General features: G+C 71.9%; 22 protein-coding genes. 10 read left to right on the top strand and 12 right to left on the bottom strand.

The annotated features are described in order from the left end of the window. Nucleotides 1–73: 73 nt before the first annotated feature. The 3 genes from AB0C01_RS08490 (at nucleotide 74) to AB0C01_RS08480 (ending at nucleotide 3,032) form a co-directional block, all read left to right on the top strand. The gene (locus AB0C01_RS08490) at nucleotides 74–640 is read left to right on the top strand and encodes a SigE family RNA polymerase sigma factor (RefSeq protein WP_357570749.1); all 567 of its coding nucleotides are present in this window, start codon (nucleotides 74–76) and stop codon (nucleotides 638–640) included. Beyond that, the gene (locus tag AB0C01_RS08485; protein WP_357570748.1) at nucleotides 637–2,097 is read left to right on the top strand and encodes a hypothetical protein; all 1,461 of its coding nucleotides are present in this window, start codon (nucleotides 637–639) and stop codon (nucleotides 2,095–2,097) included. The genes AB0C01_RS08490 and AB0C01_RS08485 overlap by 4 nt, the downstream gene beginning before the upstream one ends. A gap of 110 nt (nucleotides 2,098–2,207) precedes the next feature. Continuing rightward, complete coding sequence (locus AB0C01_RS08480) at nucleotides 2,208–3,032, top strand: class I SAM-dependent methyltransferase (RefSeq protein ID WP_357570747.1); 825 nt, start codon at nucleotides 2,208–2,210, stop codon at nucleotides 3,030–3,032. Between the two features lie 67 nt (nucleotides 3,033–3,099). Here the strand turns inward: AB0C01_RS08480 and AB0C01_RS08475 are convergent, their stop codons facing one another. Next, nucleotides 3,100–3,573 carry a hypothetical protein gene (locus AB0C01_RS08475; RefSeq protein WP_357253034.1) on the bottom strand — a complete coding sequence of 158 codons (474 nt, stop codon included), beginning with the start codon at nucleotides 3,571–3,573 and terminating at the stop codon, nucleotides 3,100–3,102. 151 nt (nucleotides 3,574–3,724) lie between these two features. Here AB0C01_RS08475 and AB0C01_RS08470 point away from each other — a divergent pair, with 151 nt between their 5' ends. After that, nucleotides 3,725–5,008 (top strand): MFS transporter, encoded by a 1,284-nt coding sequence (locus tag AB0C01_RS08470; protein WP_357253037.1) that lies wholly within the window; start codon nucleotides 3,725–3,727, stop codon nucleotides 5,006–5,008. A 437-nt stretch (nucleotides 5,009–5,445) separates the two neighbouring features. Here AB0C01_RS08470 and AB0C01_RS08465 read toward each other — a convergent pair whose 3' ends face one another. Beyond that, entirely contained in the window at nucleotides 5,446–7,152 is a 1,707-nt protein-coding gene (locus tag AB0C01_RS08465; RefSeq protein WP_357570746.1) for a bifunctional metallophosphatase/5'-nucleotidase, read from the bottom strand. Nucleotides 7,153–7,434: 282 nt separating this feature from the next. Here AB0C01_RS08465 and AB0C01_RS08460 point away from each other — a divergent pair, with 282 nt between their 5' ends. After that, nucleotides 7,435–8,232, top strand: a complete 798-nt coding sequence (locus AB0C01_RS08460) for an alpha/beta fold hydrolase (protein WP_357570745.1) — start codon at nucleotides 7,435–7,437, stop codon at nucleotides 8,230–8,232. A gap of 60 nt (nucleotides 8,233–8,292) precedes the next feature. Here AB0C01_RS08460 and AB0C01_RS08455 read toward each other — a convergent pair whose 3' ends face one another. The 6 genes from AB0C01_RS08455 to AB0C01_RS08430 all read right to left on the bottom strand — a co-directional run bounded on the left by AB0C01_RS08455 (nucleotide 8,293) and on the right by AB0C01_RS08430 (nucleotide 11,524). Next, a complete protein-coding gene (locus AB0C01_RS08455; RefSeq protein WP_357570744.1) occupies nucleotides 8,293–8,943 on the bottom strand; it encodes a histone deacetylase in 651 nt (216 codons plus the stop codon). An 11-nt stretch (nucleotides 8,944–8,954) separates the two neighbouring features. Further along, on the bottom strand, nucleotides 8,955–9,734 hold the full coding sequence (locus AB0C01_RS08450; RefSeq protein WP_357570743.1) for a phosphodiesterase: 780 nt from the start codon (nucleotides 9,732–9,734) through the stop codon (nucleotides 8,955–8,957). 136 nt (nucleotides 9,735–9,870) lie between these two features. Further along, nucleotides 9,871–10,371, bottom strand: a complete 501-nt coding sequence (locus AB0C01_RS08445; protein WP_357570742.1) for a hypothetical protein — start codon at nucleotides 10,369–10,371, stop codon at nucleotides 9,871–9,873. Next, the gene (locus AB0C01_RS08440) at nucleotides 10,368–10,958 is read right to left on the bottom strand and encodes a CDP-alcohol phosphatidyltransferase family protein (protein ID WP_357570741.1); all 591 of its coding nucleotides are present in this window, start codon (nucleotides 10,956–10,958) and stop codon (nucleotides 10,368–10,370) included. Before AB0C01_RS08440 ends, AB0C01_RS08445 begins: the two co-directional genes overlap by 4 nt. Then, nucleotides 10,955–11,182, bottom strand: coding sequence for a hypothetical protein (locus AB0C01_RS08435; protein ID WP_357255492.1), 228 nt, complete (start codon nucleotides 11,180–11,182; stop codon nucleotides 10,955–10,957). Before AB0C01_RS08435 ends, AB0C01_RS08440 begins: the two co-directional genes overlap by 4 nt. Beyond that, a complete protein-coding gene (locus tag AB0C01_RS08430; RefSeq protein ID WP_357255494.1) occupies nucleotides 11,183–11,524 on the bottom strand; it encodes a helix-turn-helix domain-containing protein in 342 nt (113 codons plus the stop codon). 250 nt (nucleotides 11,525–11,774) lie between these two features. Between AB0C01_RS08430 and AB0C01_RS08425 the strand changes: the two genes are divergently transcribed. Next, nucleotides 11,775–13,139: a sensor domain-containing diguanylate cyclase gene (locus tag AB0C01_RS08425; protein ID WP_357255587.1), complete on the top strand. Its 1,365-nt coding sequence runs from the start codon at nucleotides 11,775–11,777 to the stop codon at nucleotides 13,137–13,139. 211 nt (nucleotides 13,140–13,350) lie between these two features. Here AB0C01_RS08425 and AB0C01_RS08420 read toward each other — a convergent pair whose 3' ends face one another. Beyond that, on the bottom strand, nucleotides 13,351–14,412 hold the full coding sequence (locus tag AB0C01_RS08420) for an aspartate-semialdehyde dehydrogenase (protein WP_357255496.1): 1,062 nt from the start codon (nucleotides 14,410–14,412) through the stop codon (nucleotides 13,351–13,353). A 5-nt stretch (nucleotides 14,413–14,417) separates the two neighbouring features. Continuing rightward, nucleotides 14,418–15,683 carry an aspartate kinase gene (locus tag AB0C01_RS08415; protein WP_357255498.1) on the bottom strand — a complete coding sequence of 422 codons (1,266 nt, stop codon included), beginning with the start codon at nucleotides 15,681–15,683 and terminating at the stop codon, nucleotides 14,418–14,420. Nucleotides 15,684–15,939: 256 nt separating this feature from the next. Here AB0C01_RS08415 and AB0C01_RS08410 point away from each other — a divergent pair, with 256 nt between their 5' ends. Further along, complete coding sequence (locus AB0C01_RS08410; protein ID WP_357570740.1) at nucleotides 15,940–16,728, top strand: hypothetical protein; 789 nt, start codon at nucleotides 15,940–15,942, stop codon at nucleotides 16,726–16,728. An 84-nt stretch (nucleotides 16,729–16,812) separates the two neighbouring features. After that, on the top strand, nucleotides 16,813–17,364 hold the full coding sequence (locus AB0C01_RS08405; RefSeq protein WP_357570739.1) for a nitroreductase family protein: 552 nt from the start codon (nucleotides 16,813–16,815) through the stop codon (nucleotides 17,362–17,364). Nucleotides 17,365–17,377: 13 nt separating this feature from the next. On the opposite strand, the gene AB0C01_RS08400 is transcribed toward AB0C01_RS08405, so the two are convergent. Next, complete coding sequence (locus AB0C01_RS08400) at nucleotides 17,378–18,364, bottom strand: ArsR family transcriptional regulator (protein ID WP_357570738.1); 987 nt, start codon at nucleotides 18,362–18,364, stop codon at nucleotides 17,378–17,380. 77 nt (nucleotides 18,365–18,441) lie between these two features. Here AB0C01_RS08400 and AB0C01_RS08395 point away from each other — a divergent pair, with 77 nt between their 5' ends. Next, on the top strand, nucleotides 18,442–19,713 hold the full coding sequence (locus AB0C01_RS08395; protein WP_357570737.1) for an MFS transporter: 1,272 nt from the start codon (nucleotides 18,442–18,444) through the stop codon (nucleotides 19,711–19,713). Between the two features lie 237 nt (nucleotides 19,714–19,950). Then, on the top strand, nucleotides 19,951–21,702 hold the full coding sequence (leuA, locus tag AB0C01_RS08390; protein WP_357570736.1) for a 2-isopropylmalate synthase: 1,752 nt from the start codon (nucleotides 19,951–19,953) through the stop codon (nucleotides 21,700–21,702). 30 nt (nucleotides 21,703–21,732) lie between these two features. On the opposite strand, the gene AB0C01_RS08385 is transcribed toward leuA, so the two are convergent. Beyond that, entirely contained in the window at nucleotides 21,733–23,226 is a 1,494-nt protein-coding gene (locus AB0C01_RS08385) for an MFS transporter (RefSeq protein WP_357570735.1), read from the bottom strand. Nucleotides 23,227–23,257: the final 31 nt, after the last annotated feature.

Here is a 23,257-nt window from a genome sequence, read left to right as displayed (position 1 = left end):
TTGCCACCCGCGGGCCTTCAACCTTCACGGCCCCACCAGAGTCGTGCTGGGTAACCAATCGAGGCGGGGGCTTATGGCAGTTGACGACGAGCATTTTCGCGAGTTCGTCGAGACGCGCTACATGGATCTCTTGCGCGTGGCGTACCACCTCACCGGGTCGGCGCAGGATGCCGAGGATCTGGTGCAGACGGCGCTGGTGAAGGTGATGCGTCGATGGCGTCGGATCGACGATCCGATGGCGTACCTGCGACGGGTCATGATCAACCACCACATCAGCAGTTGGCGTCGCCACCGGGTGCACGAGGTGGTGACGTCGTTCCTGCCGGACCGGTCCGGTCGGGACATGACGGAGGCGGTGACGGAACGGCACGCCCTGTACGAGGCGATGCGGGAGCTGACGCCGCGAACCCGGGCCGTGATCGTGCTGCGGTACGTGGTCGACCTGCCGGAGGCGGCGGTCGCCGCCACTCTGGGCTGCTCCGTGGGGTCGGTCAAGAGCCGCGCGTCGAGAGGTCTGGCTCGCCTGCGTCTGGCGCTGGCGTCGGACGCGCCGACGCCGAACCAGGTGCCGACGACGACCCCAGCGGCAACCGATCCAGCACCGCCCGGGACGACGACGATGACAGGGGTAACACCATGACTGCCGACGACGAAGTGGGTCGGGCGCTGGCCGAGCTGAGCAGGACCCTGACCCCACAGCCGGATCCGTACGGTCGGGCCAGGGCGCGTTACCGACGGGACCGGCAGCGCCGCCTCGGCGGACTGGCCCTCGCTCTGGTGCTCTCCCTGGGCGGAACCGCCTTCGCGATCGCCGACCCGGGCCGGACCACCCCACCACCACCCGCGGACGCGACGGAGTCCAACGCGCCCGTGCTGGCCTGGTCGAACAAGCTCCTCCAGTCGCCACCGCGCGGCGTCGTCGGCCAGGACAGCGGCTACGTCCGCCAGCTCTCCGAACTCCTGTTGGCCGCGCAGCGCCGAGGAGACTTTCCCCGCCTGAGGGTGCCGTTGACCGCGGTGAAGGTGCTGTTCGTCGACGACGTCGGCGGCCAGCGGATCGCCCTCGCCGCCTTCGTCCGCGACCAGCCCGATCCGGGCACCGGCTGGCCGAGCGCCGCGATCTGGCTGGCCGCCGAGGAGGGTGCCAGCGCCGAGAAGCTGACCAGCACCAACGCCGATCGGGGCGTCGGCGACGGGCTGGAACCCTACGAGAGCCGCGCCGTGGAAGACCCCTCCGGCCCGGGAAAGCTCATCCACGTGGCGATCGCACCCGCCGGGTGTGTCTTCCTCACCTCACCGTTGCCCAACGGCAGGGCGTTCCAGTGGGCGCCGGAGCCGACCGGGTCGTACCTGATCCGCACCCCGAAGACCCAGCGGCCCGAGTGGTGGCGGGTCGACTGCGGCGGGGTGACGCGCAAGATCACCGCGGGACCGGGTTCGCTGGCGTCGGAGCCGATCACCGACGCGCAGCTCGCGACCGCGATGTCCCGCGTACGCGGCAGTGTCCCGGAACCGCGTGCCCGACTGTTGGTGTCGCAGTACGCCCAGTCGTCGGGATACCAACTGACCGCCCTGCCGAGCGTGGTGTGGGGCGGGCACGCCGCTCTCCTTCCCGCCCGTTCCGACGACGGCTCGCCGCCCACCGGCTGGCCCTCGGTGGAGAGCGGCAAGACGATGATCGTGGCTGCTCCCGCAGCCGGCGGCGGCTGGCTCGGCGAGGTGACGATCGACCTCGATCAACCACGACCCAACGGCGTGGTCGGCACCGGCACCTCCTTCAGCGTCGCAGCGGACCCGACCGACCCCGCAAGCGTCCTGGCGGTGTCGATCGACAACGGCGTCATCGGCGAAGGAGCCCTTCGGTCCCTGCTCGTGGTGACGCCTGCGGCAGCCACCCAGGTACGGGTGGCGCAGAACGGGCGCGAGGTGGCGACGGCTGCGGTGAGCGGCTCCGGGGCGGTGGTGCGCGTGCCCCCCGCCATGACGGACCTCGTCGTCGAGGCGCTCGACGCGTCCGGCCGGACGCTCGCCACCGGTCAGGTGGCCACCGACGGTGCGCCGTCGACACTTGAGACGGACACCTGGAACCAGGACTGATCGTGACGCTGCCTGCGGAAACCGCCGCCAACATACGTACTTCAGCCGATCCCCAGAGGCGGTGGGTCACCTAGCGTCAAGGGCACCACTACCGTCCGAGGGGGACGCCCATGAGCACCGCACTCGACTTCGACGCCGTGAAGACACGCCAGCAGGTGACGTGGGCCAGCGGCGACTACGGCGCGGTCGCCGCACTCATCCATCCGATCTCCGAATTGCTGGTGACGGCGGCCGACCTGTCGGCCGGTGCCCGCGTGCTGGACGTCGCGACCGGCTCCGGCAACGCCGCCATCGCCGCCGCCCGCTGCGGCTGCGTCGTGACCGGCGTCGACTACGTACCCGAGTTGTTGGAACGGGGCCGTCAGCGGGCGACGGCCGAACGGCTCGCGGTCACCTTCGTGGCCGGGGACGCGGAGCGCCTGACGCACCCCGACGGGTCGTTCGACGCGGTGCTCTCCGTCGTGGGCGTGATGTTCGCCCCGGACCAGCAGCGGGCGGCGGCCGAGCTGGTCCGGGTCTGCCGCCCCGGCGGCACGGTGGCGCTGGTCTCGTGGACGCCGCAGGGGTTCATCGGCGAGTTGTTCCGCACGGTGGCCCGGCATGTGCCCCCGCCACCGGGACTGCGCCCGCCCGTCGAGTGGGGCGACGAGGCCCGGGTCCGCGAGCTTCTCGGCGAGGCCGTGGGCGACCTGCGGGCGGTACGCCGGGAGTTCGTCTTCCGCTTCGGCACACCCGAGGAGTTCGCCAACTTCTTCCGGGCGAACTACGGGCCCACGCTCAAGGCGTTCGAGGCGCTGCCCGAGGAACGGCGACCGCACCTGCACGCCGACCTGGTCGAGCTGGCGCGTACGCACAACCGGGCCACCGACGGCACGGTACGGATCCCGGCCGAGTACCTGGAGGTCGTGGCGCAACGGCTCACCAACTCCAACTGACACGACAACTGCCGGCCCCTGCCGTACGCCACCGGGGCGGCCACCACCGAGGTGGCCGCCCCGCCGGTCAGTCCTGTCGTTCGGTGCGCTCGATCTCGGCGAACGCGGCGGCCAGGTAGTCGTCGAACGACACGCCTGTCGTCGCCAACAGGTCGGCCACCAGGAGCGGTGCATGCCGGGCCAGCGCCGACGCGTCCGGACGGGACTCGTCGCCCTCGGGGTCGTACACGCCGAGCGCGCCGGCGAGCAGCACGAGCACCACGTGCGGGTCCACGTCCGACCGCCACCGCGTCGCGCTCTGCACGCATCGAGTCAACACCTGGCGGATGTCGTCGCCGGTCAGCCCCTCCGGATGGCTCTCCTCCAGCAGCAGCCGGACCACCGCGCCGAGCACCAGGCCGGATCGCTCGTCGGCGGCGAGGCCACCGACCGCCTCGTCGTACGCCTGACCATCGCGCGCCTGCGCGGCGGCGACGGCCGCGGTGGCGGTCACCGCGATGGCGCGGGCGGTAGCGGGCAGGTGTCGCCAGGTGCCGGTCATCGAGCCAGCATCGCAGACCCGGGGGACAACGACCGACCGCCACCGAGACCAGTGGATCATCGTGGGATTGGTCACCCGAGGACACCAGCGAGGGCGGAGCGCGGCCAAAACGGTTCGCGCGGTGTCACACCTGGGGATCAGAATGCCGGACATGCTGCGTCGTGCCCTGCCCCGCCGAGCGGACGCCCGCCGGATCATGCTCGGCACTCTGCTGTCGGCGATCGGGCGCGGTCTGACCCTGCCGTTCCTGTTCATCTACCTGACCGACGTACGCGGGCTCACCGACGCCCGCGCCGGGCTCGTGATCGGCTGGTACGGCGCGGTCACCCTGGCGCTGTCACCGCTGGGCGGGACGCTCATCGACCGGTTCGGCGCCCGCTGGGTGGTGGTGCCCTGCCTGGTGCTGGAGGCGATCGGCACGGGCTCGCTCGCGCTGGTCCACTCGACCGGTTCGGCCCTGCTGGTGATGACGGTGATCGCCATCGGCAGCTCGGCGATCTGGTCCGGGCAGAACACGATCCTCGCGTCGTTGACCGACGACGACGAGCGGCAACGCGTGTTCGGGCTGAACTTCGCCCTGCTCAACCTTGGTATCGGCGTCGGCGGCATGACCTCCGGCGCGATCGTCGACACCGCCCGACCCGGCACCTTCCAGGCGATCTACCTACTGGACGCGGTGACGTACCTGCTGCCGGCGCTGATCCTGCTCACCCTGCCCAGCGTGGGCCACCGACTCGGCAACCGTCGAGGGGTCGACGATCCGTCGCCCGGCGGCTACCTGACCGTGCTGCGGGACCGCCCGTTCCGGCGGCTGGTGATCTTCGGGCTGGTCCTCACCACCTGCGGGTACGCGCAGATCGAGGTGGGCTTCGCCGCGTACGCCGTGCGGGTGGTCGAGGTGAACCCCCGCGTGGTGGCCTGGGCGCTCGCGGCCAACACCGTGATGATCGTGCTCGCGCAACTGCTGGTGATCCGCCGGATCGAGGGGCGCAGCCGTACCCGGGCACTGGCGGTGGTGGGGGCGGTGTTCGCCGCCGCCTGGTTGGTCCTCGGTGCGGCCGGCCTGGTCACCGGGGAGAGCGCCGTGTTGGCTGCCCTGTGCGTGGTGGCCTGCTCGGCGATCTTCGGCTTCGGTGAGACGATGCTGTCGCCGGTGATGCCCGCCCTGACGAACGCCCTGGCGACGGACGAGCTTCGTGGTCGGTACAACGCGATGAGTTCGATGATCTTCGGAATCAGCGGTGTGATCGGCCCGGTGACCGCGGGACCGCTCATCGCCGCCGCCGACGGCAGGGTCTGGGTGGCGACGGTGGTCGGCGGTTGCCTGGTCGCCTCGTTGATCGCGCTCTCCCTGCGCCGACTGCTCACCGCGGAGCAGGACGGCCGCGCGACAGCCGCCGCGGTGTCTCCCGGCCCGACCCCCGTCGCCGCCTGACCCGCACACCCCCACGCCTCACGCCCTGCCCTGCCCCGCGCCGCCCTGCCCCGCGCCGCCCGCACCGCCGCGCCGCCCCGCACCACCGCGCCGCCCCAAGATCGTGCTGGATCCGGGATGTAGTGGCCTCATCACGCCTCGATGCCACTACATCCATGTTCGAGCGCGATCTTGCGCGCGGCGCGCGGCGCGCGGCGCGCGACGCGGGGCGCGGGGCGCGGCGGGGCGCGGGGCGCGGCGGGGCGCGGGGCGCGGCGGGGCGCGGCGGGGCGCGGGGCGCAGGCTGCGAGCGCGAGCGCGCGGGACGCGAGCGCGCGGGACGCGAGCGCGCGGGACGCGAGCGCGCGGACTCAGGGCTGCGGGGGACACGGTGGCGCTTGGGACGGGTCGGGCCCCGGAGCGGGTGCTCCGGGGCCCGATGTCGCGGGGGTCGGCCGTCAGGCGGCGGGGACCTCGGCGGTGGTGCGGATGCGGTCCAGCGTCGGGGCGGAGACCGGCGACTGCGCGGTCAGGTACGCCACGAACGCGTCCAGGTCGATCTGGCCGGTGACCTGGTTGGTCCCGCCGGTGAGGGCGCTGAAGCCGTCGCCGCCGCCGGCCAGGAAGTTGTTCACCGTCACCCGGTAGGTGGCGGCGGTGTCGACGGCGGTCCCGCCGAGGGTGAGGCTGCCCCGGACCACACGGGTGCCGGCGCACGGGTCGGCCACCGTGCCGGTGGTGCCGTTCGGGTCGACCACATAGCCCACGGTCGACGACGGGTACAGCGTGCGGTTGGTGACGAACTGCTGTTCCAGTACGCAGTAGAGCTGCGCGCCGGTCAGGTCGAGCGTCACCAGGTTGTTGGCGAACGGCTGCACCGTGAACGCCTCTTCGTAGGTGACCGGGCCGGCGTCGAGGTCGGCGCGGACCCCGCCCGGGTTCATGAGGGCGGCGACCGCGCCCTCCTCGTCGTCGGTGGCGGCGAGCTGGGCGTCGGCGATCAGGTTGCCCAGCGGGGATTCACCCAGACTCGTACCGAAGAGGGTTTCCTGGCTCCGGGTGATCGCCTGGCTGGTCACGCCGACCTGGCGGCCGGCGACCGGGCCGAGCACCGTCTTGTAGTGGTTGATCAGGGCCGTCTGCTTCGGGTCCTTCGCCACGTCGCGGGTGACCACGACGTTGTTCGCGGCGGCGGAGACGACGTCACCGCTCCGACGGTCGATCTTCAGGTCGATGTCGGTGACCAGGCGACCGAACGAGCTGGCGCTGGTGACCAGCTTGCCGTTGATGTCGCAGTTGTACGCCTGGTGGGTGTGCCCACTGACCACCACGTCGATCGACGGGTCCATCCGGTTGGCGATGTCCACGATCGGCCCGGTCATGCCGACGCAGTCGTTGATCCCACCGGTCGACGCCTGGGCGCCGCCCTCGTGCAGCAGCACGACGATCGTCTCCACGCCCTTGCGGCGCAGCTCGCGAGCGTACCGGTTGGCGGTGTCCGCCTCGTCGGCGAAGGTGAGGCCGGCGACGCCCTGCTGGCTGACGATCTGCGGGGTTCCCTCCAGGGTCATCCCGATGAAGCCGACCTTGACGCCCTGCACCTTGTGGATCGCGTACGGCGCCAGCAGCGGCTTGCCGGTGGCGGTCTTGAAGGCGTTCGCGGACAGGTACTTGAAGCCGGCGCCCCGGTAGGGGGTGCCGTCGGCGCAGCCGTCCACCGGGTGGCAGCCGCCGTTCTGGATCCGCAGCAGCTCGGCGGCGCCCTCGTCGAACTCGTGGTTGCCGACGCTGGCGTAGTCCAGCCCGGCCATGCTCAGCGCCTCGATCGTCGGCTCGTCGTGGAACGCGGCGGAGAGCAGCGGGGACGCGCCGATCAGGTCACCGGCGGCGACCGTGATGGTGTTCTTCTTCTTGGCGGCGGCCCGCAGCTCGGCCAGGTGGGTCGCCAGGTATTCGACGCCGCCCGCGGCCTGCCCGGCGATGGTGCCGCTGGACCCGCTCGGCGGTTCGAGGTTGCCGTGGAAGTCGTTGAGGGCCAGCAGCGTGACGTCGACCGGCTTCGGTCGCGCGTCGGCTTGTTCTGGGCTGGTGGCGACCGCGCCGAACGCGGCCACCGCGAGCGCGGTCAGGCCGACAGCGGCCCGTCGCATCCCGGTTGTGGACATGGATCTCCTCGGAAGAATCGGCGCCCGCGCGGGGCCCGGCCTCTGGGTCGACCGGGCCGTCGAGCGACACCGTCGTCAGGGTCGCGGTTGGCGGCGGTTGGGGATGGCCGCCTGCCCCGACAGCCTCTCATCCGGACGCCGGCGGGGCGACCCAGGCGGCGGATCGGAGCTGCGGGTACGCCCGCACCCCGGATCGAACGTCGTTTGCCGCGGTCTGCCGGACATCGTCGTACGCAGGGTCTAGAAAGGACGGGACGACCAACGAGAGCTGGGGGCGACATCGTGAGCGGAACGACACCGGTGGCGGAGCAGGTGCGGTCGGCCGACGGCACACCCATCGCGTTTGAACGGTCAGGTGCCGGGCCGGCGATCATCCTGGTCGGTGGCGCGTTCAGCGATCGCAACGCGACCCGCGACCTGGGTGCGGCACTGGCGACGGATTTCACCACCTTCAGTTACGACCGTCGGGGGCGCGGCTTCAGTGGCGACACCGCACCGTACGAGATCGGTCGCGAGATCGACGACCTGGCGGCCCTGATCGCCGCGGCGGGTGGTTCCGCCGCCGTCTACGGCATCTCTTCCGGGGCGGTCCTGGCCGCCCTCGCCACGGCGCAGGGCCTTCCGGTGACCAGGTTGGTCCTGTTCGAGCCACCGTTCCAGGTCGGCCCGCACGTGGGCGTCCGCAAGGACATCACCCCGCAGCTCATCGAGCTGATCGCCGCCGACGACCGGGACGGCGCGGTGGGGCTCTTCCTCAGCGACTCGGTGGGGCTGCCGGCCGAGCAGATCACCGGGATGCGGTCGCAGCCGATGTGGGACGGACTGACCGCAATCGCGCACACCCTGGTGTATGACTCGATCGTCACCGCCGGAGGGCGACTGCCCACCGACCGGCTGGCGGCCATCACGGTGCCGACTCTCGGGGTGCACAGCACCGGCAGTCCACAGTGGCTGAGGGACGCGAGTGTGGCCGCGGCCGAGGCGGTCCCGGGCGGCCGATCCATCAGCCTCGACGGTGGTTACCACGACGTGCCGCCGGCGACGCTCGCTCCCGCGCTGCGGGAGTTCCTGCTCGGTTGACGGCCTGGCCCCCAGCGGGCCACGTGCCGGGCCGAGTTGCGGGCCGGGACCGCCCGGCGGTCACACGTCGACCAGCACCTCGCTGACCAGGGCGGCGACGGCGTCGGGGCGCCATCCGTCGGCCACGCCGGGCCGGGCGGCCAGATAGCTGGTGATCCGCTCGGCCGGCCAGCCGTGTGCCTCTTGCAGACCACGGGCGATCATGCCGAGGTAGATCGGCGCGGGCGGCCGGCACGGGGTGGCCGACGCCCCCTCGGGCGCGGTGAAGGTGAGCAGGGGGACGCCGCTGCGGCTGCCGGGGCAGACCAACGTCTCGTACCGGCCGGGGCCGAGCGTCGCCCGTCCGTCGGTGACGGCCGCCTCGATCGCCGCCCCGGTCGCGGGGATCAGGTCGGCGGCGGCACCCGCCGGGCGGTACATCTCCTGGGCGGCGATGTCGGCGAACTGCTCCTCGGTGACCAGATAGGCGCGGGCCGCGGCCTCGCCCGGCAGGTGCGGGTCGTAGAAGGCCATGCCCCCGGTCCAGGACCGGGACTCACCGGCGAAGTAGATCCCGCCGGGCAGGGACACCGGGACCGACCGGCTCGGTGGGCGCCGATCCCGGCAGCCCGGATACGTGCGCCTCCCACCGGGCGGGCAGCCACCACCGATGTACCACCCGAGGCGCGCGGCGTGCATGTTCGAGCCGTACGCGACGTACCAGACCACCACGACGGGCTCCCTCAGGAGGTGCAGGTCTGACCGGCCGAGTGACTCACCTGCACGGTGTGCGTCACGCACCCGCCCGCCTCGACCAGGTGCAGCAGGAAGGCGGTTGGCTCGTCGACCCAGCCGATCTGCTCGTCGGTGCTCATGGTGAGCGTGCTCTGCTTCCAGGTACTGGGTGCGACGGTGAGCACCGTGCCGGCGTAGGCCGCGGTGACCGGGCGGTGCAGGTGGCCGGAGGCGACTCGGACGACGTGCGGGTGCCGACGGATCACCTCGGCGAACGCGTCGGAGTCGGCAAGCCGGAGGGAGTCGGCCGCGGGGATGCCGACCGCGACCGGCGGATGGTGCAGAAAGACCACGGCGGGCACCTCGGGCCGCCCGGCCAGCACCCCGTCGAGCCAACCGAGTTGCTCCTCGCCGAGTTGGCCGCTGCTGCTGCCGGGGACGAGCGAGTCGAGCACCACGACCGACGCCGCCTCGTGATCGACGTGGTAGTGGGTCGAGAACCCGCCCCCGAGCCACGGTGTGCCGCCGAAGGCGTCGAGCAGCGCCTCGCGGTCGTCGTGGTTGCCGGCGGCCAGGTGCACCCGCACCGGGAACCGGCCGATCAGCTCGCGCAGCGCCGCGTACTCGTCGGGTCGGCCGTGGTCGACCAGGTCGCCGCTGATCACGACGCAGTCCGGCCGCGGCCGGACGGCCAGCACCCGGCCGAGCGCACGGTGCAGCCCGGCGGCCGGTGCGGCGGCGAGCAGACCGGTGGTCAGGTGCGGGTCGCTGAGCTGAGCGATGAGCATGGGCTCGCCTCCTCGGCGTCGGGAGCTTCACGCTATCGCTGGGCGCGGTGTTCCTGGGTGCCTGAACGAGGTCCCTGACGAGGCCGGTCCGGTGGCAGTCCGGCCCGTCGTCGAGGTCGGGCCGACGGCCACCGTTTCAGTAGCCGGCGAGTTGCGGGGCCAGCGCGACAGTCACGAAGCGGATCGCCCGGCCCAGCAGGCACGTCACCGCGAAGGTGACCGGACGCATGGGTGTGCGTCCCAGGTAGACGCTGGCGGCCAGCAGCGGAGGCAGGCCGCTGACGGCGCTGACCAGCAGCATCCCGGTCGACTGGTGGGGGCGTTCCAGCACCTCGACGAGTCGCGCGCCGGCCGCCTTCGGGCGCGCCAGCATCGTGCTCAGTCGACCCGGTCGGGCCGGCGCGGCGGGCGGACGTCCGCGGAGCCGCCGTTGCAGCCACGTCGAGCGGATTGCGCCGCGCGCGCCGAGGAAGATCAGCACCTTGCCGGCAGTTTGCCCGGCAGCGGCGGCCACGCCGAGCGCCACGGGCGGCGCGCTTGTCGTGGCCACGGTCGCGATCAGGTACGGCTCGGCCGGGGTGAACGGCAGGAAGGCCGACAGCAGCCCGACGCCGGCGGCCACCAGAACGGCGATCATGGTCGGGTAGGCAGGAGTCCCGCCGGCAGCTTGGCGGCGCAGACCAACGAGACGATCTTCACCGCGGCGACCGCGAGGGCGAACGTGACGGCCACAGGCATCGGCGCGAAGATCGCCAGCAGCACCACCGCGGCGGTGTTCAGCGCCTTGGCCGGCGGAGACCAGTTCCACAGGTAGACGCGCCTGTCGACGCGGGCGAAGTAGTTCGGGCTGAGCAGCGGCCAGCGCAGGAACATCAGGCTCAACAACTGGTCGATGACCATGAACTGGACCAGGAACACCGCGATCGGCAGGGCCGTGGCGGGCCGCAGCACGATGAGTGCGGCGGCGCAGGCCGACGTGCAGGCACGGTCCGCGACGATGTCGAAGACCGCGCCGGTACGCGTCTCCTGTCCCAGGCTCCGGGCGGCGGCACCGTCGAGGATGTCTCCGATCCAGTAGAGCAGGTAGGCGGCGACCAGCAGGTGCGCGCTGCGCTGGGTCAGCGCCGCCACGGCGAGCCCGACGGCACCCGCCGTGCGTACGGCGGTGATGGCGTTGGGGACGTTGAGGAGTGTGACCGGCGGGCTGAGGCCGAGGGCTGTCATTCGGCGTCCTTGAGGATGCGTTGCATGTCCGCGGTGCGCCGGTTCAGGTCGGCCAACTGCGCGCTCACGTCGGTGAGCAGCCGCTGGGTCTCGGCGGCCTGCTCGGCGTACTGCCGCTGCAGTTCGCCGGCGACCGCCGTCCGCGTGCGGACGCCCGCGTACCAGACGACCGAGATGAGCAGGGCGGCGACGACGACGAGGAAGACCGAGGCGGTGACGTCCATCTAACTGTTTCCTTTCGATACGGCATCGCCGTCTCCGGCGGTGCTCAGGGTGGTGACGGCGGCCGCCACCATGTCGGGCGTGAGGTGCAACGAGAAGGGCGCGGTCTCGTAGTACTTGAGTGCCTTGCCGTCCTCGGACAACTCCAGATGGGCGGTGACCAGCCCGGCCTTTTCCAACTTCTTGAGGTGCACCTGCAGCAGCGCGCGGCTGATGCCCAGATCGCGGGCGAGCTGCGAGACGTACGCACGTCCACCGGTCAGCGCGGCGAGCACCCGCAGTCGGTGCGGGCTGGCCAGCGTGGCAAGGACCTCGACCAGCCGGTCGCCGCTCAGCTCTCCCATAGCTCACCTTGGCTCATGCCAACTATTATTGGCAGGCGCAAACGCGATCGTCAACTCTGACACCCGGTGGCACCGCCCACAGGCTGTGTCCACAGCCTGTGGATAGCACGTGTGTACGAAGCCCTGAGGATCCCGCCACCGTGAGTACGCTTGATCGCGCGGCTCGGCGCCGGCCGGCCCCTCCCCTACCTGGAACGACGTGCGAGTGGATCATCAGCGAGTCAGCCGTGACGTCATCGCCCGCCTCCCGATGGCGTCGAGCGTGCCGGAGGCCTGTCGGTGGACGGTCACCGCGCTGTCCCGGCACACCCACGCGACGATCTCCGTGCTGCTCGCGGCCCACGACCGTCTGCGCTGCGTAGCGGCGACCGGGGCCTGGCAGGTCTTCGCGACCGTGCCGGAGCGAACCGGCATCGTCGGGCGGGTGTACGCCACCGGCGCCCCCGCCGTCGTCCCGGACGTCACCACCGACCCGGACTACCTTCCGGTACGCCCGGACGTGACCGCCGAGCTGTGCGTCCCGGTGCTGGACCCGACCGGACGGGCGATCGGCGTACTCGACCTGCAGTGGAGTGAGCCAGCCGACCTGGAGCTGTGGCGGGAGACGGCGCAGTGGCTGGCCGACCGGCTCGGCGCGCGGATCGCCGCACTCGGCGGCCCACCGGAGGAGAGCCGCAGCGAGAAGCTGCTCCGGCACACCGCCGCACTCTCCTCCGCACTCACCGAAGCGGAGCTGATGAACGCGGCGGCCCGCGCCGCCCGGGAGGTCTCCACCCTCTCCACCGCGCTCCTGCTCGTCGCCGGCCAACTCGGCCCTCCCCCGGCAACGCCGAGCGACCTGGAGACCCGGATCCGCGCCGAGCTGACCGAGGCTGGCCCGGCGGCCCTGGCCCGGATGGTCGACCGGGCACACCGCTACGGCGCCGGGTACACGCTGGGCGAGGCGGGGCACCCCCCGACCGAGGACTACCGACCACTGACCCAGGCGCGGGTGCAGACCGTGGTCGCCGTTCCGGTCGGGTCACCGGAGGCCGGCGGGATGCTGCTGGTCGCCGACGAACGTGCCCTGCGCCCGGACCCGACCACGGTCAGCCTGATGGAACTGCTCGCCGGGCAGGCCTGGACCAACCTGGACCGCCTCCGCACGCTGGCCCGACTGCGCGAGCAGGCCAGCTCCGACCCGCTGACCGGGTTGCGGCACACCGGCCCGTTCGGGCAGCGGATCGCGGCGGCCACCCCGGGACGTACGGCCCTGCTGGCGATCGACGTGGACGGCTTCAAGATCGTCAACGACACGTACGGCCACCAGGCCGGTGACCGGGTGCTCGTCGGGTTGGCCCGCGCTCTCGAGGAGGCACTCCGGCACGGCGACGAGCTGTACCGGATCGGTGGCGACGAGTTCGTCGCGGTGATCGAGGTGAGTCGCCCCGAGGAGGCGGTCCGGATCGCCGAACGGCTGACCGAGGCGGCTCGGCGCATCGGCCGCACGATCAGCGTGGGCGTCGCACTGCCCCGCCCCGGCGAAACCCCCGACCGCACCCTGAAGAGAGCCGACCAGGCCCTCTACGCGGTAAAACGCCAGGGCCGAGACGGAGTCCACCTCTCCGCAGCCTGACCCACCCCCCAACCCCACCCCCACCCCCAACCCAACCCCAACCCCCGCCCCCTACCGGCGTCGATCAAGGAGTTGTGGTGCCCCACAAAAGGCTTAGAGCTGGATAATTCACCCACCACAACTCCATGATCGACCGCGATGGCGGGGCGCGGGGCGCACGCGGGCAGGGCGGGGCGGGGCGGGGCGGGGTGGGGCGGGTGGGGTGGGGTTGTTAGGGGGTGCGGAACTCCTTGGCCAGGAGTTCGGCGATCTGGGCGGTGTTGAGGGCCGCGCCCTTGCGGAGGTTGTCGCCGGTGACGAAGAAGTCCAGAGCGCGCGGGTCGTCCAGGGCGCGGCGGATCCGGCCGACCCAGGACGGGTCGGTGCCGACGGCGTCGATCGGCATCGGGAACTCCCCAGCGGCGGGATCGTCGACCAGGATGACCCCGGGCGCGTTGCGCAGCGCCTCGCGGGCGCCCTCGGCATCCACCTCGGTGCCGAAGACCGCGTGCACGGCCACCGAGTGAGCGGTGACCACCGGCACCCGGACGCAGGTGGCGGACACCTTGAGGTCGGGCAGGCCGAGGATCTTCCGCGACTCGTTGCGGATCTTCATCTCCTCCGACGACCAGCCACCGTCGGCGGACGAGCCCGCCCAGGGCACCACGTTGAGCGCCAGCGGGGCCGGAAACGGACCGAGGTCGTCGCCGACGGCCTGGCGGACGTCGCCCGTGCGCGAGCCGAGCGCGCGATCCCCGGCGACCTTGGTGAGCTGGTCGTGCAGGATGTCCACGCCGGCCTGGCCGGCACCGGAGACCGCCTGGTAGGAGGCGAGCACCAGCTCCCGCAGGCCGTACTCGCGGTGCAGGGGCGCGACCGCGACGATCATCGCGAGGGTGGTGCAGTTGGCGTTGGCGATGATGCCCCGGGGCCGGTTGCGGACCTGCTCGGGGTTGATCTCCGGAACGACCAGCGGGACGTCCCGGTCCATCCGGAACGCGGCGGAGTTGTCGACGGCGATCGCACCGCGCTCGACGGCGATCGGCGCCCACTCGGCGGAGACCTCGTCGGGCACGTCGAACATCGCCACGTCGACCCCGTCGAACGCCTCCGGGGTCAGCGCCTGGACGACGACGTCCTCACCCCGGCAGCGCACCCGCCTGCCGACCGAGCGTTCGGAGGCGAGCAGGCGGATCTCACCCCAGACGTTGCGACGACCGGAGAGCAGCTCACACATCACGGTGCCGACGGCACCTGTCGCTCCGACCACGGCGAGGGTGGGCAGCGCCGTCATCGGCGCTACCTACCCGTCCCCGCGTAGACCACGGCTTCGGTGTCGCCGCCCAGCTCGAACGCGTCGTGGATGGCGCGGACGGCGGCGTCGAGGTCGGTGTCGCGGCAGACCACGGAGACCCGGATCTCGGAGGTGGAGATCATCTCGATGTTGACTCCGGCGGCGCCGAGCGCGGCGAAGAAGCCGGCGGCCACACCCGGGTGCGAACGCATGCCGGCACCGATCAGCGAGACCTTGCCGACGTGGTCGTCGTACAGCAGGCCCTTGAACTTGACCGGCTCCTGGATCTTGCTGAGCGCGGCCATCGCGGTGGGGCCGTCGGCCTTGGGCAGGGTGAATGAGATGTCCGTCCGACCGGTGCCCTCGGTGGAGACGTTCTGCACGATCATGTCGATGTTGATCTCGGCGCCGGCGACGGTGTCGAAGATCCGCGCGGCGGCACCCGGCTCGTCGGGCACCCCGACGATCGTGATCTTGGCCTCGCTGCGGTCGTGCGCGACGCCGGTGATCAGTGCCTGCTCCACGGAAGGGTCCTCCATCGATCCGGTGACCATCGTGCCGGTGTTGGTCGAGTATGACGAACGGACGTGGATCGGCAACCCCGCCCGACGGGCATACTCCACGCTACGTAGGTGCAGCACCTTCGCGCCGCACGCGGCCAACTCCAGCGTCTCCTCGTAGGTGATCTGCCGGATGTGTCGGGCGTTGGGCACGATCCGTGGGTCGGCGGTGAAGATGCCGTCCACGTCGGTGTAGATCTCGCAGACGTCGGCGTGCAGGGCGGCGGCGAGCGCCACGGCGGTGGTGTCCGAACCACCGCGGCCCAGCGTGGTGACGTCCTTGGTGTCCTGCGAGACACCCTGGAAGCCGGCGACGATGACCACCGAACCCTCGTCGAGCGCGCCCTTGAGCCGCCCCGGGGTGACGTCGATGATCCGCGCGCGGCCGTGCACCGAGGTGGTGATGACGCCGGCCTGCGAGCCGGTGAACGAGCGGGCTTCGTACCCCAGGTTGTGGATGGCCATGGCGAGCAACGCCATGGAGATCCGCTCCCCGGCGGTGAGCAGCATGTCCAGCTCGCGGCCCGGAGGCAGCGGGCTGACCTGGTTGGCCAGGTCCAGCAGCTCGTCGGTGGTGTCCCCCATCGCGGAGACCACCACCACCACGTCGTCGCCGGCCTTGCGGGCGGCGACGATGCGCTCGGCCACCCGCTTGATCCGCTCGGCGTTGGCGACGGAGGACCCGCCGTACTTCTGCACCACGAGTGCCACGACGGTGCACTCCCTCCCAGCGACCCTGAGCGTGCCGACGCCGCCGGAACCGGGGCCGGCGGCGCATGTCAGTCCCCCTGAGGGTATCCGGCGGGTAACGATGCCGGGTCAGGTGATCCCACCATCCGGCCCGCGCGGGGCGGCCGGGCCGCTCCCACCAACCCCGGCGGTACACGGCGACGAACCGTCCGACACGCCGGCGCGAGCCGTCACCCGCTGGCGCCCACCAGCAGTCCGGACCCACCAGAATGGGCCGGTGCCCGTCCTCATCCGCCCGGCCGTCCGCGTGCTCGGGCCGCTCGTGTTCGCCCTGCCGGCTCTCCTGGTCGCCTGCGCCGATGCGCGCCCCCCGGCCCCGCCGCCCGCCGATCCGGGGCCGGTCGCGGTGGACACCGCGCGGGACGACCTGGCCGCCCTGGCCGCGGCCGCCCAGGATCGCCACCTGGTGGCGCAGTACGCGTACAGCCAGACCGGTCAGCCGGCTCGCACCATCACGTTCACCAGCGCGAACGACGGCAGTTGGCGGGTCGACGTGCCGGGTGGCGCATGGGGTGGCACTGCCGACGTCTCGATAGCCGCCACGAGCGACGGGCTGTTCCAGTGCGCCCTGCCGTCGGCCGGGCGACCGGAGTCGGCGAGCTGCGTACGCCTCGGTGAGCGCGACGACGCGATCCCCCGTCGGTCGGACCCCCGGGTCCAGCATCCGCTCACCGACTGGCTGGACGTGCTCACCGACCGGCGCGCACCGCTGGCGGTGGCTCCCGCCAGCCCACCCGAGGGCCTCACCGGCACCTGCTACTCGGTGGACTCCACCTCGGCGTCGCTCAACGCTCCGGTGGAGGTGGGCATCTACTGCTACGAGCGGGACGGCACTCCAACCGGGGTGCGGACCGGGTCGGGGACGCTGCGGCTGGCCGCACCGCCGGGCCCGGCGCCGGCCACTGTGCAGTTGGCCGGCCCGGTGGTCGTCGACCGGGATCCGCTGGACACCGCCGCGCCGCCGACCCCTGACCCGTCGGACAGCCCAAGCGCGGGAACGCCCTGATCTTCATCCCGATACGGGTGCTCTTGCCCACATTTGGTCCCCCATACTGAGAGGGCGAATCGCCCATACGGGACGATCTGGAGCATGACCGACCTCACTCCGCTGCTCGCCTACCGTTGGAGTCCGCTGGCGTTCCACCCCACCGAGGAGTTGAACGCCACGGACGCGTCCCTCCTCCTGGAGGCGGCCCGCTGGGCACCGTCCCTGGGCAACCGCCAACCCTGGCGGTTCACCCTCGGCCACCGCGACGACGAGACCTGGAAGCGGATTCTGGTCAACCTGCCCGAGCACGACCAACGCTGGGCACACCGTGCCGCCGCCCTGCTGCTCGCCGCGCACGTCGACGGCGACACCGCGCCGGACGCCGCGCCACCCGACGGGGTCGCGTACGACCTGGGTCAGGCGGTCGCCCATCTCACCGTGCAGGCCACCGCGCTCGGGCTGCACGTGCGCCAGGTCCTCACCGTGGATCGCGTCGGGCTCAGCGCCGACCTGCACCTCCCCGCCGACGTGCGGCCGTACGCGGTGCTCGCGGTGGGGCAACTCGGTGACCCACTCAGCCTCCCGGCCGACCTCGTCGCCGAGGAGACCGGTCTGCGCCGCCGTCGACCGCTTGCCGAACTCCTGCTCGGCTGACCGGTCGACGGGCCTACTCGCCGCCGCTGGCGCGAAGCAGGACGGCCGCGACCTCGGTGTTGCGATACCGGACGTGCCGACCCTGTCGGGACCGGGAGACCAGGCCGGCGGCGTGCAGCGCGGTCAGGTGCTGGGAGACGTTTCCGGCGGACATCCCGGTGAGTCGGGCCAGGTCGGTGGTGGTCAGTGCCGTCTCGAGCAGGTGCAGCAGCGCGGCCCGGCCGGGGCCGATCACCCGGGCCAGTGGGTCGCCGGGCGGCGGGCCGGTCGCCTCCCAGAGCGTCCCGACGGCACGGACCGGGTACGCGCCGGCCGGCAGCGAATCTTCCAGCAGGTTCCACAGCACGTGCTGCTCGGTGAAGACCGTCGGGTTCAGCGCCAGCCCACGACCGCGGAGGTCGAAGTCCCGCTCGAACGTGTCGTCGCTGACCACCCGGTCGCCGTGCCAGCGCAGGCTCGGGTGGAGCTGCTCGAAGAACCCGCCGGCGCCGCTCTCGGCGAGCTGCGCGGCCCGGTACGCCACGTCGGCATCGAGCAGCGCCCGCATCCGCGGCCAGTCGGGGGCGATCGCCTCGTCGTACCAGACCCGCACCGCGTCGACCACCTGCGGCAGCAGCCCGCCGGGGTCGGCCAGCAGGGCCCGCCCGAACGGGCTCAGCGGTCGTTGCCAGGTGGTGGCCAGCAGGTCCTGGGCCACCACGGCCGGCGGCGTCGCGGCGATCTGGTCGAGCTGCTCGGCCATCTCCACGTTCGGTCGGGCCGCCGGGGTGAGGAAGTCGGGCAGCCAGCGACCCGGCACGACCAACCCCACCAGAGGCCGGACCCGGTCGGCCACCTCGGGACGACGCAACGTCACCCGGGCCCGGTCGATCCAGGGCAGGTGCACCGCGTAGCGGACCGGGTTGGCCAGCGCCCACATGCTCATGACCGTCTCGTTGACCGGTGACACGGCGAGCCGCACTCCCGCCACGTCGGCCAGGCTGAACCGCAACTCGGACACACGCCCCCCAGGAGCAGGATTCGGTCCAGCCTAAAAGATTCGACCGAGGTCCTGGGGACCCGATTCACTCCCCGACCATGGGGACCAGAGAATCGATCCGTACCGCCGTCCGAGACGTCGTACCGCCGGCCGGGCTGACCCGCGCCCTGGCCGTGCAGGCCATGGTCTACGCCGTCGGGAGCGGGCTGTTCCACGCCGGCAGCGCCGTCTTCTTCACCCGGGCGCTCGGGCTCAGCGCCGCCCAGGTGGGGCTGGGGCTGTCCATCGCGGCGGGGGTGTCGCTGTTGGGCACGGTGCCGCTGGGCGGACTCACCGACAGGTACGGACCGCAGCGGGTCTGGGTGGTCGGGCTGGTGTTGAACGCGGCGCTCTTCGCGACGTACCCGTTCGTCGGCGGCTTCGCCGGGTTCCTCGCCGTGGTGGTGGCCCTGGCCGCCGTGGAGGCCGCGAGCGGCGTGGCCGTGCAGGTCTACTCGATCAACGCGCTGCCCCCGGCGGAACGGGTCACCGCGATGGCGTACCAGCGCTCGTCGCTGAACGTCGGCTTCGGGCTGGGTGCGGTGCTCAGCGGCGTGGTGCTGACGGTGGACACGATGGCGGCGTACCGGGGAATGGTCTGGTTCATCGCGACGGTCTTCCTGGTGACGGCTCTCTTCGTGCGGCGACTGCCCCGGCTGCCGCAGGTCACCCGGCCGGTGGAGCCGATGGGTCGGCTCGCCGTGCTCCGCGACCGCCCGTTCGTGGCGGTGTCCCTGCTGTCCGGGCTGCTCACCGCGCACCAGACGCTCTACCTGACGGTGCTGCCGCTCTGGATCCTCACCCACACCGATGCCCCGAAGACGGTGATCGCCGGGCTGGTGCTGCTCAACACGGTCCTGGTCGTGCTGCTCCAGGTACGTCTGAGCCGGGGCGCCGACACCGCGCCGGGCGCGGCCCGAGCCTCCCGCCGGGGTGCCCTGCTGATCGCCCTGTTCTGTCTGGTCCTGCCGCTCTCCGGGCTGACCCGGGGCCTGCTCACCGTGGTGGTGCTGGTGGCCGCCGCCCTGGTGCTGATCCTGGCCGAGTTGATCGAGTCAGCGGGCGCCTGGGGGCTCACCGCCACCCTGCCGCCGACCGCCCAGCGCGGCGCGTACGTGGGGGCTTTCCGGCTCGGCTCCCAGGTGCAGTACCTGATCGCCCCGGTCGGTCTGACCGCGCTCGGGGTGACCACCGGCGGGTGGGGCTGGTTACCGGCCGCAGCGATCTTCGTGCTCGTCGGGCTGGCTGTCGTACCGGTGGTGGCCTGGGCCGAACGGACTCCACGACTGGGTGCCGAGGCCCCGGAACAGGCCGGAACACTGGTCCCATAGTCCGGACCTGCCTTTCCCCCCTCCGTTTCATCACGTAGGGTGACGTGGTCATGTGGCGGGCGCTGCTCCTCCTTAGCCGCCGCGACGAGGCCTGACCGGCCGGCACCTCGTCGCGGAGTCGCATCGCGCCGTCCAGCACATCCGATTTTCTTCTCGGCACCGCCGCGCACCGTTGCCCGGCATTCCGCCGACACCTTCCGATCTGCTGACGCCACATGTTCCAGGGAGCACTCTGAGATGGCTCAACCTGTCACCGACGCCGAGACCGATCCGATCGCTCGGCAACGCCCGAGCCGGATGCCGTACCACCGCTACCAGCCGTACCGGGAGCAGTTCCGGATCGACCTGCCGGATCGCACCTGGCCCACCCGGCACGTCGACGCCGCGCCGCGCTGGTGCGCCGTGGACCTGCGCGACGGCAACCAGGCACTGATCGACCCGATGTCGCCCGAGCGCAAGCGGCGGATGTTCCAGCTGCTGGTCCAGATGGGCTACAAGGAGATCGAGGTCGGCTTCCCGTCGGCCAGCCAGACCGACTTCGACTTCGTCCGGCAGCTCATCGACCAGGACATGATCCCGGACGACGTTACGATCCAGGTACTCACGCAGTGCCGGGAGCACCTGATCGAGCGGACGTTCGAGTCGCTGCGCGGCGCGAAGCGGGCCATCGTGCACTTCTACAACTCGACCTCCACCCTGCAGCGGCGGGTGGTCTTCGGGCTGGACCGGGACGGCATCGCCGACATCGCCACGACCGGCGCGCGGCTCTGCCAGAAGTACGCGGAGATCCACACCCCGGACACCGAGATCTTCTACGAGTACTCGCCGGAGTCGTACACGGGCACCGAGCTGGAGTACGCGCTGGAGGTCTGCTCCCGGGTGATCGACGTGATCGACCCGACGCCGGACCGGCCGCTGATCATCAACCTGCCGGCCACCGTCGAGATGGCCACCCCCAACGTGTACGCCGACTCGATCGAGTGGATGCACCGGCACCTGCCGCGCCGCGACAGCGTGGTGCTGAGCCTGCACCCGCACAACGACCGCGGCACCGGGGTCGCCGCCGCCGAGCTGGGCCTGCTCGCCGGCGCGGACCGCATCGAGGGCTGCCTGTTCGGCAACGGCGAGCGCACCGGCAACGTGGACCTGGTGACCCTGGGGCTCAACCTGTTCTCCCAGGGCATCGACCCGATGATCGACTTCTCGAACATCGACGAGATCCGGCGCGCGGTCGAGTACTGCAACCAGCTGCCGGTGCACGAGCGCCACCCGTACGCGGGCGACCTGGTCTACACCGCCTTCTCCGGCTCCCACCAGGACGCCATCAAGAAGGGCTTCGACGCCCTCGCCGCCGACGCGAAGGCCGCCGGGGTGCCGCTGGACGAGCACACCTGGGCCGTGCCGTACCTGCCGATCGACCCGAAGGACCTGGGCCGCACCTACGAGGCGGTCATCCGGGTCAACTCGCAGTCCGGCAAGGGTGGCATCGCGTACATCATGAAGAGCGAGCACCAACTGGACCTGCCGCGCCGGCTCCAGATCGAGTTCTCCGGGGTGGTGCAGCACGTCACCGACCACGACGGCGGCGAGGTCGACCCGAGCGCCATGTGGGAGATCTTCGCGACGCACTACCTGCTCGACCACCAGCCCGACCCGGCGGTCCGACTGAACAGCTACACGATCGGCACCACCGACGGCAAGGTCGAGATCGAGGCCCAGGTCGGTGTGGGCGGCGAGCAGCGGTCCCTGGTCGCGATCGGAAACGGCCCGATCGACGCGTACGTCAACGCGCTCCAGTCGGTCGGGGTGGGCGTGCGGGTGCTCGACTACCACGAGCACGCGCTCTCCTCGGGTGGGGACGCGCAGGCCGCCGCGTACGTGGAGTGCGAGGTCGACGGTCGGACGGTCTGGGGTGTCGGCACCGACGCCAACATCGTCACCGCCTCGATCAAGGCGGTCACCAGCGCCGTCAACCGCGCCCGCGGCTGACCGCACGCGCCGCGCCCCCGAGGTGGTTGCCTATCTCGGGGGTGTGGCCGCGGGCATCGAGTGGCAGGGCTGCGACGGTGGGGCCGCGCGGGGCGGCCGGTGCACGAGCACGAGGGCCAGCACGGCCCCGGCCAGCAACAGCCCGGCACACCAGACCATGGCGCCCCGGAACGCGTCGGTCAGCTCGGCCTTCTGCGCGTAGCCGCTGCCGGACAGGCCGACGAGCAGCGGCAGCGCCGCCACCGCGAGCAGTCCGCCGGCCCGGGACGCGGCGTTGTTGAAGCCGCTGGCCACCCCGGAGAACCGGTCCTGCACGGCGGCCAGCACCGATGCGGTGAGCGGTGCCACCACCAGGGTCAGCCCGATGCCGAAGAGCAGCACCCCGGGCAGCACGTCGGTCCAGTAGGACGCGCCCGGGCCGACGCCGCGCAGCAGTAGCAGACCGACCGCGGCCACCACCGGCCCGATGGTCAACGGCAGCCGCGGCCCGATCCGCGCCGACAACGCTCCGGCTCGGGCCGACCCGACCAACAGCAGCAGGGTCATCGGCAGCAACGCGATGCCGGTGCGGAAGGCCGACCACTCCACCACGTTCTGCAGGTAGACGGCGAAGAAGAAGGTGAAGCCGCCGAGCGCCGCGTAGACGACCACGGTGAAGATGTTCAGCACCGAGAAGAGCCGGCTGCCGAACAGCCCGGTGGGCAGCATCGCGGCGTCGCCCCGCCGTCGTTCCAGCAGCACGAACGTCACCGCGGACAGCACCCCGACCAGCGCGGCGATCAGCACCGGGGCGGAGTCGAAGCCACGTGCCGGCGCGTCGATCAGGGCGTACGTGACGCCGGCCAGCGCGAGCGCGCCGAGCAGTGCTCCTCCGACGTCGAAGCGCCGTCGGGTCCGACCCGGCCCCGCGGTCCGGGAGGCGCTCTCGTCCCGGCTCTCCGGCACCCAGCGCAGCGTGGCCAGCACCACGAGCACGGCGATCGGTAGGTTGAGGAAAAAGATCCAGCGCCAGGACAGCGTGTCGATCAGCCAGCCCCCGATGAACGGTCCCAGCGCGGTGGACACCCCGGACAGCCCAGCCCAGGCACCGATCGCCCGGCCCCGGTCGTCGGGGTGGAAGCTGGCCTGGAGCACCGACAGCGACCCGGGCGTGAGCAGCGCGCCACCGGCGCCCTGGAGGAACCGGGCCGCGATCAGCATGCCGGTGTCCTGGGCCAGCCCGCACAGCACCGAGGCGGCGGTGAACCAGACCACCCCGATGAGAAAGATCCGCCGGCGACCGAAGCGGTCCCCGAGCGCGCCGCCGAGCAGCACGAACGCCGCCAGCATCAGCAGGTAGCCGTTGATGGTCCACTGAAGATCGGCCACGTTCGCGCCGAGATCCTGCCCGAGCTTCGGCAGGGCCACGTTGACGACAGTGCTGTCGAGGAAGACCATGCCAGAGGCGAGCACGGCGGCGAGCAGCGTGCCCCGGCCGGCGGTGGTGCCCATCCGGAGGGCGGGCGCCGGTACGGGTGCGGTCATCCCACCAATCTGCCTTGCATCATGTGGGAGA

This window comes from Micromonospora sp. NPDC048905 (assembly GCF_040649655.1).
Classification (GTDB): domain Bacteria; phylum Actinomycetota; class Actinomycetes; order Mycobacteriales; family Micromonosporaceae; genus Micromonospora.
This window is presented reverse-complemented; position numbering and strand designations above follow the sequence as displayed.

What these genes read in the sequence shown, in the direction of transcription:
- AB0C01_RS08485 (WP_357570748.1), top strand. Translation starts at nt 637, where the DNA reads ATGACTGCCGACGACGAAGTGGGTCGGGCGCTGGCCGAGCTGAGCAGG.
- AB0C01_RS08470 (WP_357253037.1), top strand. Translation starts at nt 3,725, where the DNA reads ATGCTGCGTCGTGCCCTGCCCCGCCGAGCGGACGCCCGCCGGATCATG.
- AB0C01_RS08465 (WP_357570746.1), bottom strand. Translation starts at nt 7,152, where the DNA reads ATGTCCACAACCGGGATGCGACGGGCCGCTGTCGGCCTGACCGCGCTC.
- AB0C01_RS08490 (WP_357570749.1), top strand. Translation starts at nt 74, where the DNA reads ATGGCAGTTGACGACGAGCATTTTCGCGAGTTCGTCGAGACGCGCTAC.
- AB0C01_RS08425 (WP_357255587.1), top strand. Translation starts at nt 11,775, where the DNA reads ATGGCGTCGAGCGTGCCGGAGGCCTGTCGGTGGACGGTCACCGCGCTG.
- AB0C01_RS08450 (WP_357570743.1), bottom strand. Translation starts at nt 9,734, where the DNA reads ATGCTCATCGCTCAGCTCAGCGACCCGCACCTGACCACCGGTCTGCTC.
- AB0C01_RS08480 (WP_357570747.1), top strand. Translation starts at nt 2,208, where the DNA reads ATGAGCACCGCACTCGACTTCGACGCCGTGAAGACACGCCAGCAGGTG.
- AB0C01_RS08385 (WP_357570735.1), bottom strand. Translation starts at nt 23,226, where the DNA reads ATGACCGCACCCGTACCGGCGCCCGCCCTCCGGATGGGCACCACCGCC.
- AB0C01_RS08435 (WP_357255492.1), bottom strand. Translation starts at nt 11,182, where the DNA reads ATGGACGTCACCGCCTCGGTCTTCCTCGTCGTCGTCGCCGCCCTGCTC.
- AB0C01_RS08395 (WP_357570737.1), top strand. Translation starts at nt 18,442, where the DNA reads ATGGGGACCAGAGAATCGATCCGTACCGCCGTCCGAGACGTCGTACCG.
- AB0C01_RS08430 (WP_357255494.1), bottom strand. Translation starts at nt 11,524, where the DNA reads ATGGGAGAGCTGAGCGGCGACCGGCTGGTCGAGGTCCTTGCCACGCTG.
- AB0C01_RS08475 (WP_357253034.1), bottom strand. Translation starts at nt 3,573, where the DNA reads ATGACCGGCACCTGGCGACACCTGCCCGCTACCGCCCGCGCCATCGCG.
- AB0C01_RS08440 (WP_357570741.1), bottom strand. Translation starts at nt 10,958, where the DNA reads ATGACAGCCCTCGGCCTCAGCCCGCCGGTCACACTCCTCAACGTCCCC.
- leuA (WP_357570736.1), top strand. Translation starts at nt 19,951, where the DNA reads ATGGCTCAACCTGTCACCGACGCCGAGACCGATCCGATCGCTCGGCAA.
- AB0C01_RS08445 (WP_357570742.1), bottom strand. Translation starts at nt 10,371, where the DNA reads ATGATCGCCGTTCTGGTGGCCGCCGGCGTCGGGCTGCTGTCGGCCTTC.
- AB0C01_RS08405 (WP_357570739.1), top strand. Translation starts at nt 16,813, where the DNA reads ATGACCGACCTCACTCCGCTGCTCGCCTACCGTTGGAGTCCGCTGGCG.
- AB0C01_RS08420 (WP_357255496.1), bottom strand. Translation starts at nt 14,412, where the DNA reads ATGACGGCGCTGCCCACCCTCGCCGTGGTCGGAGCGACAGGTGCCGTC.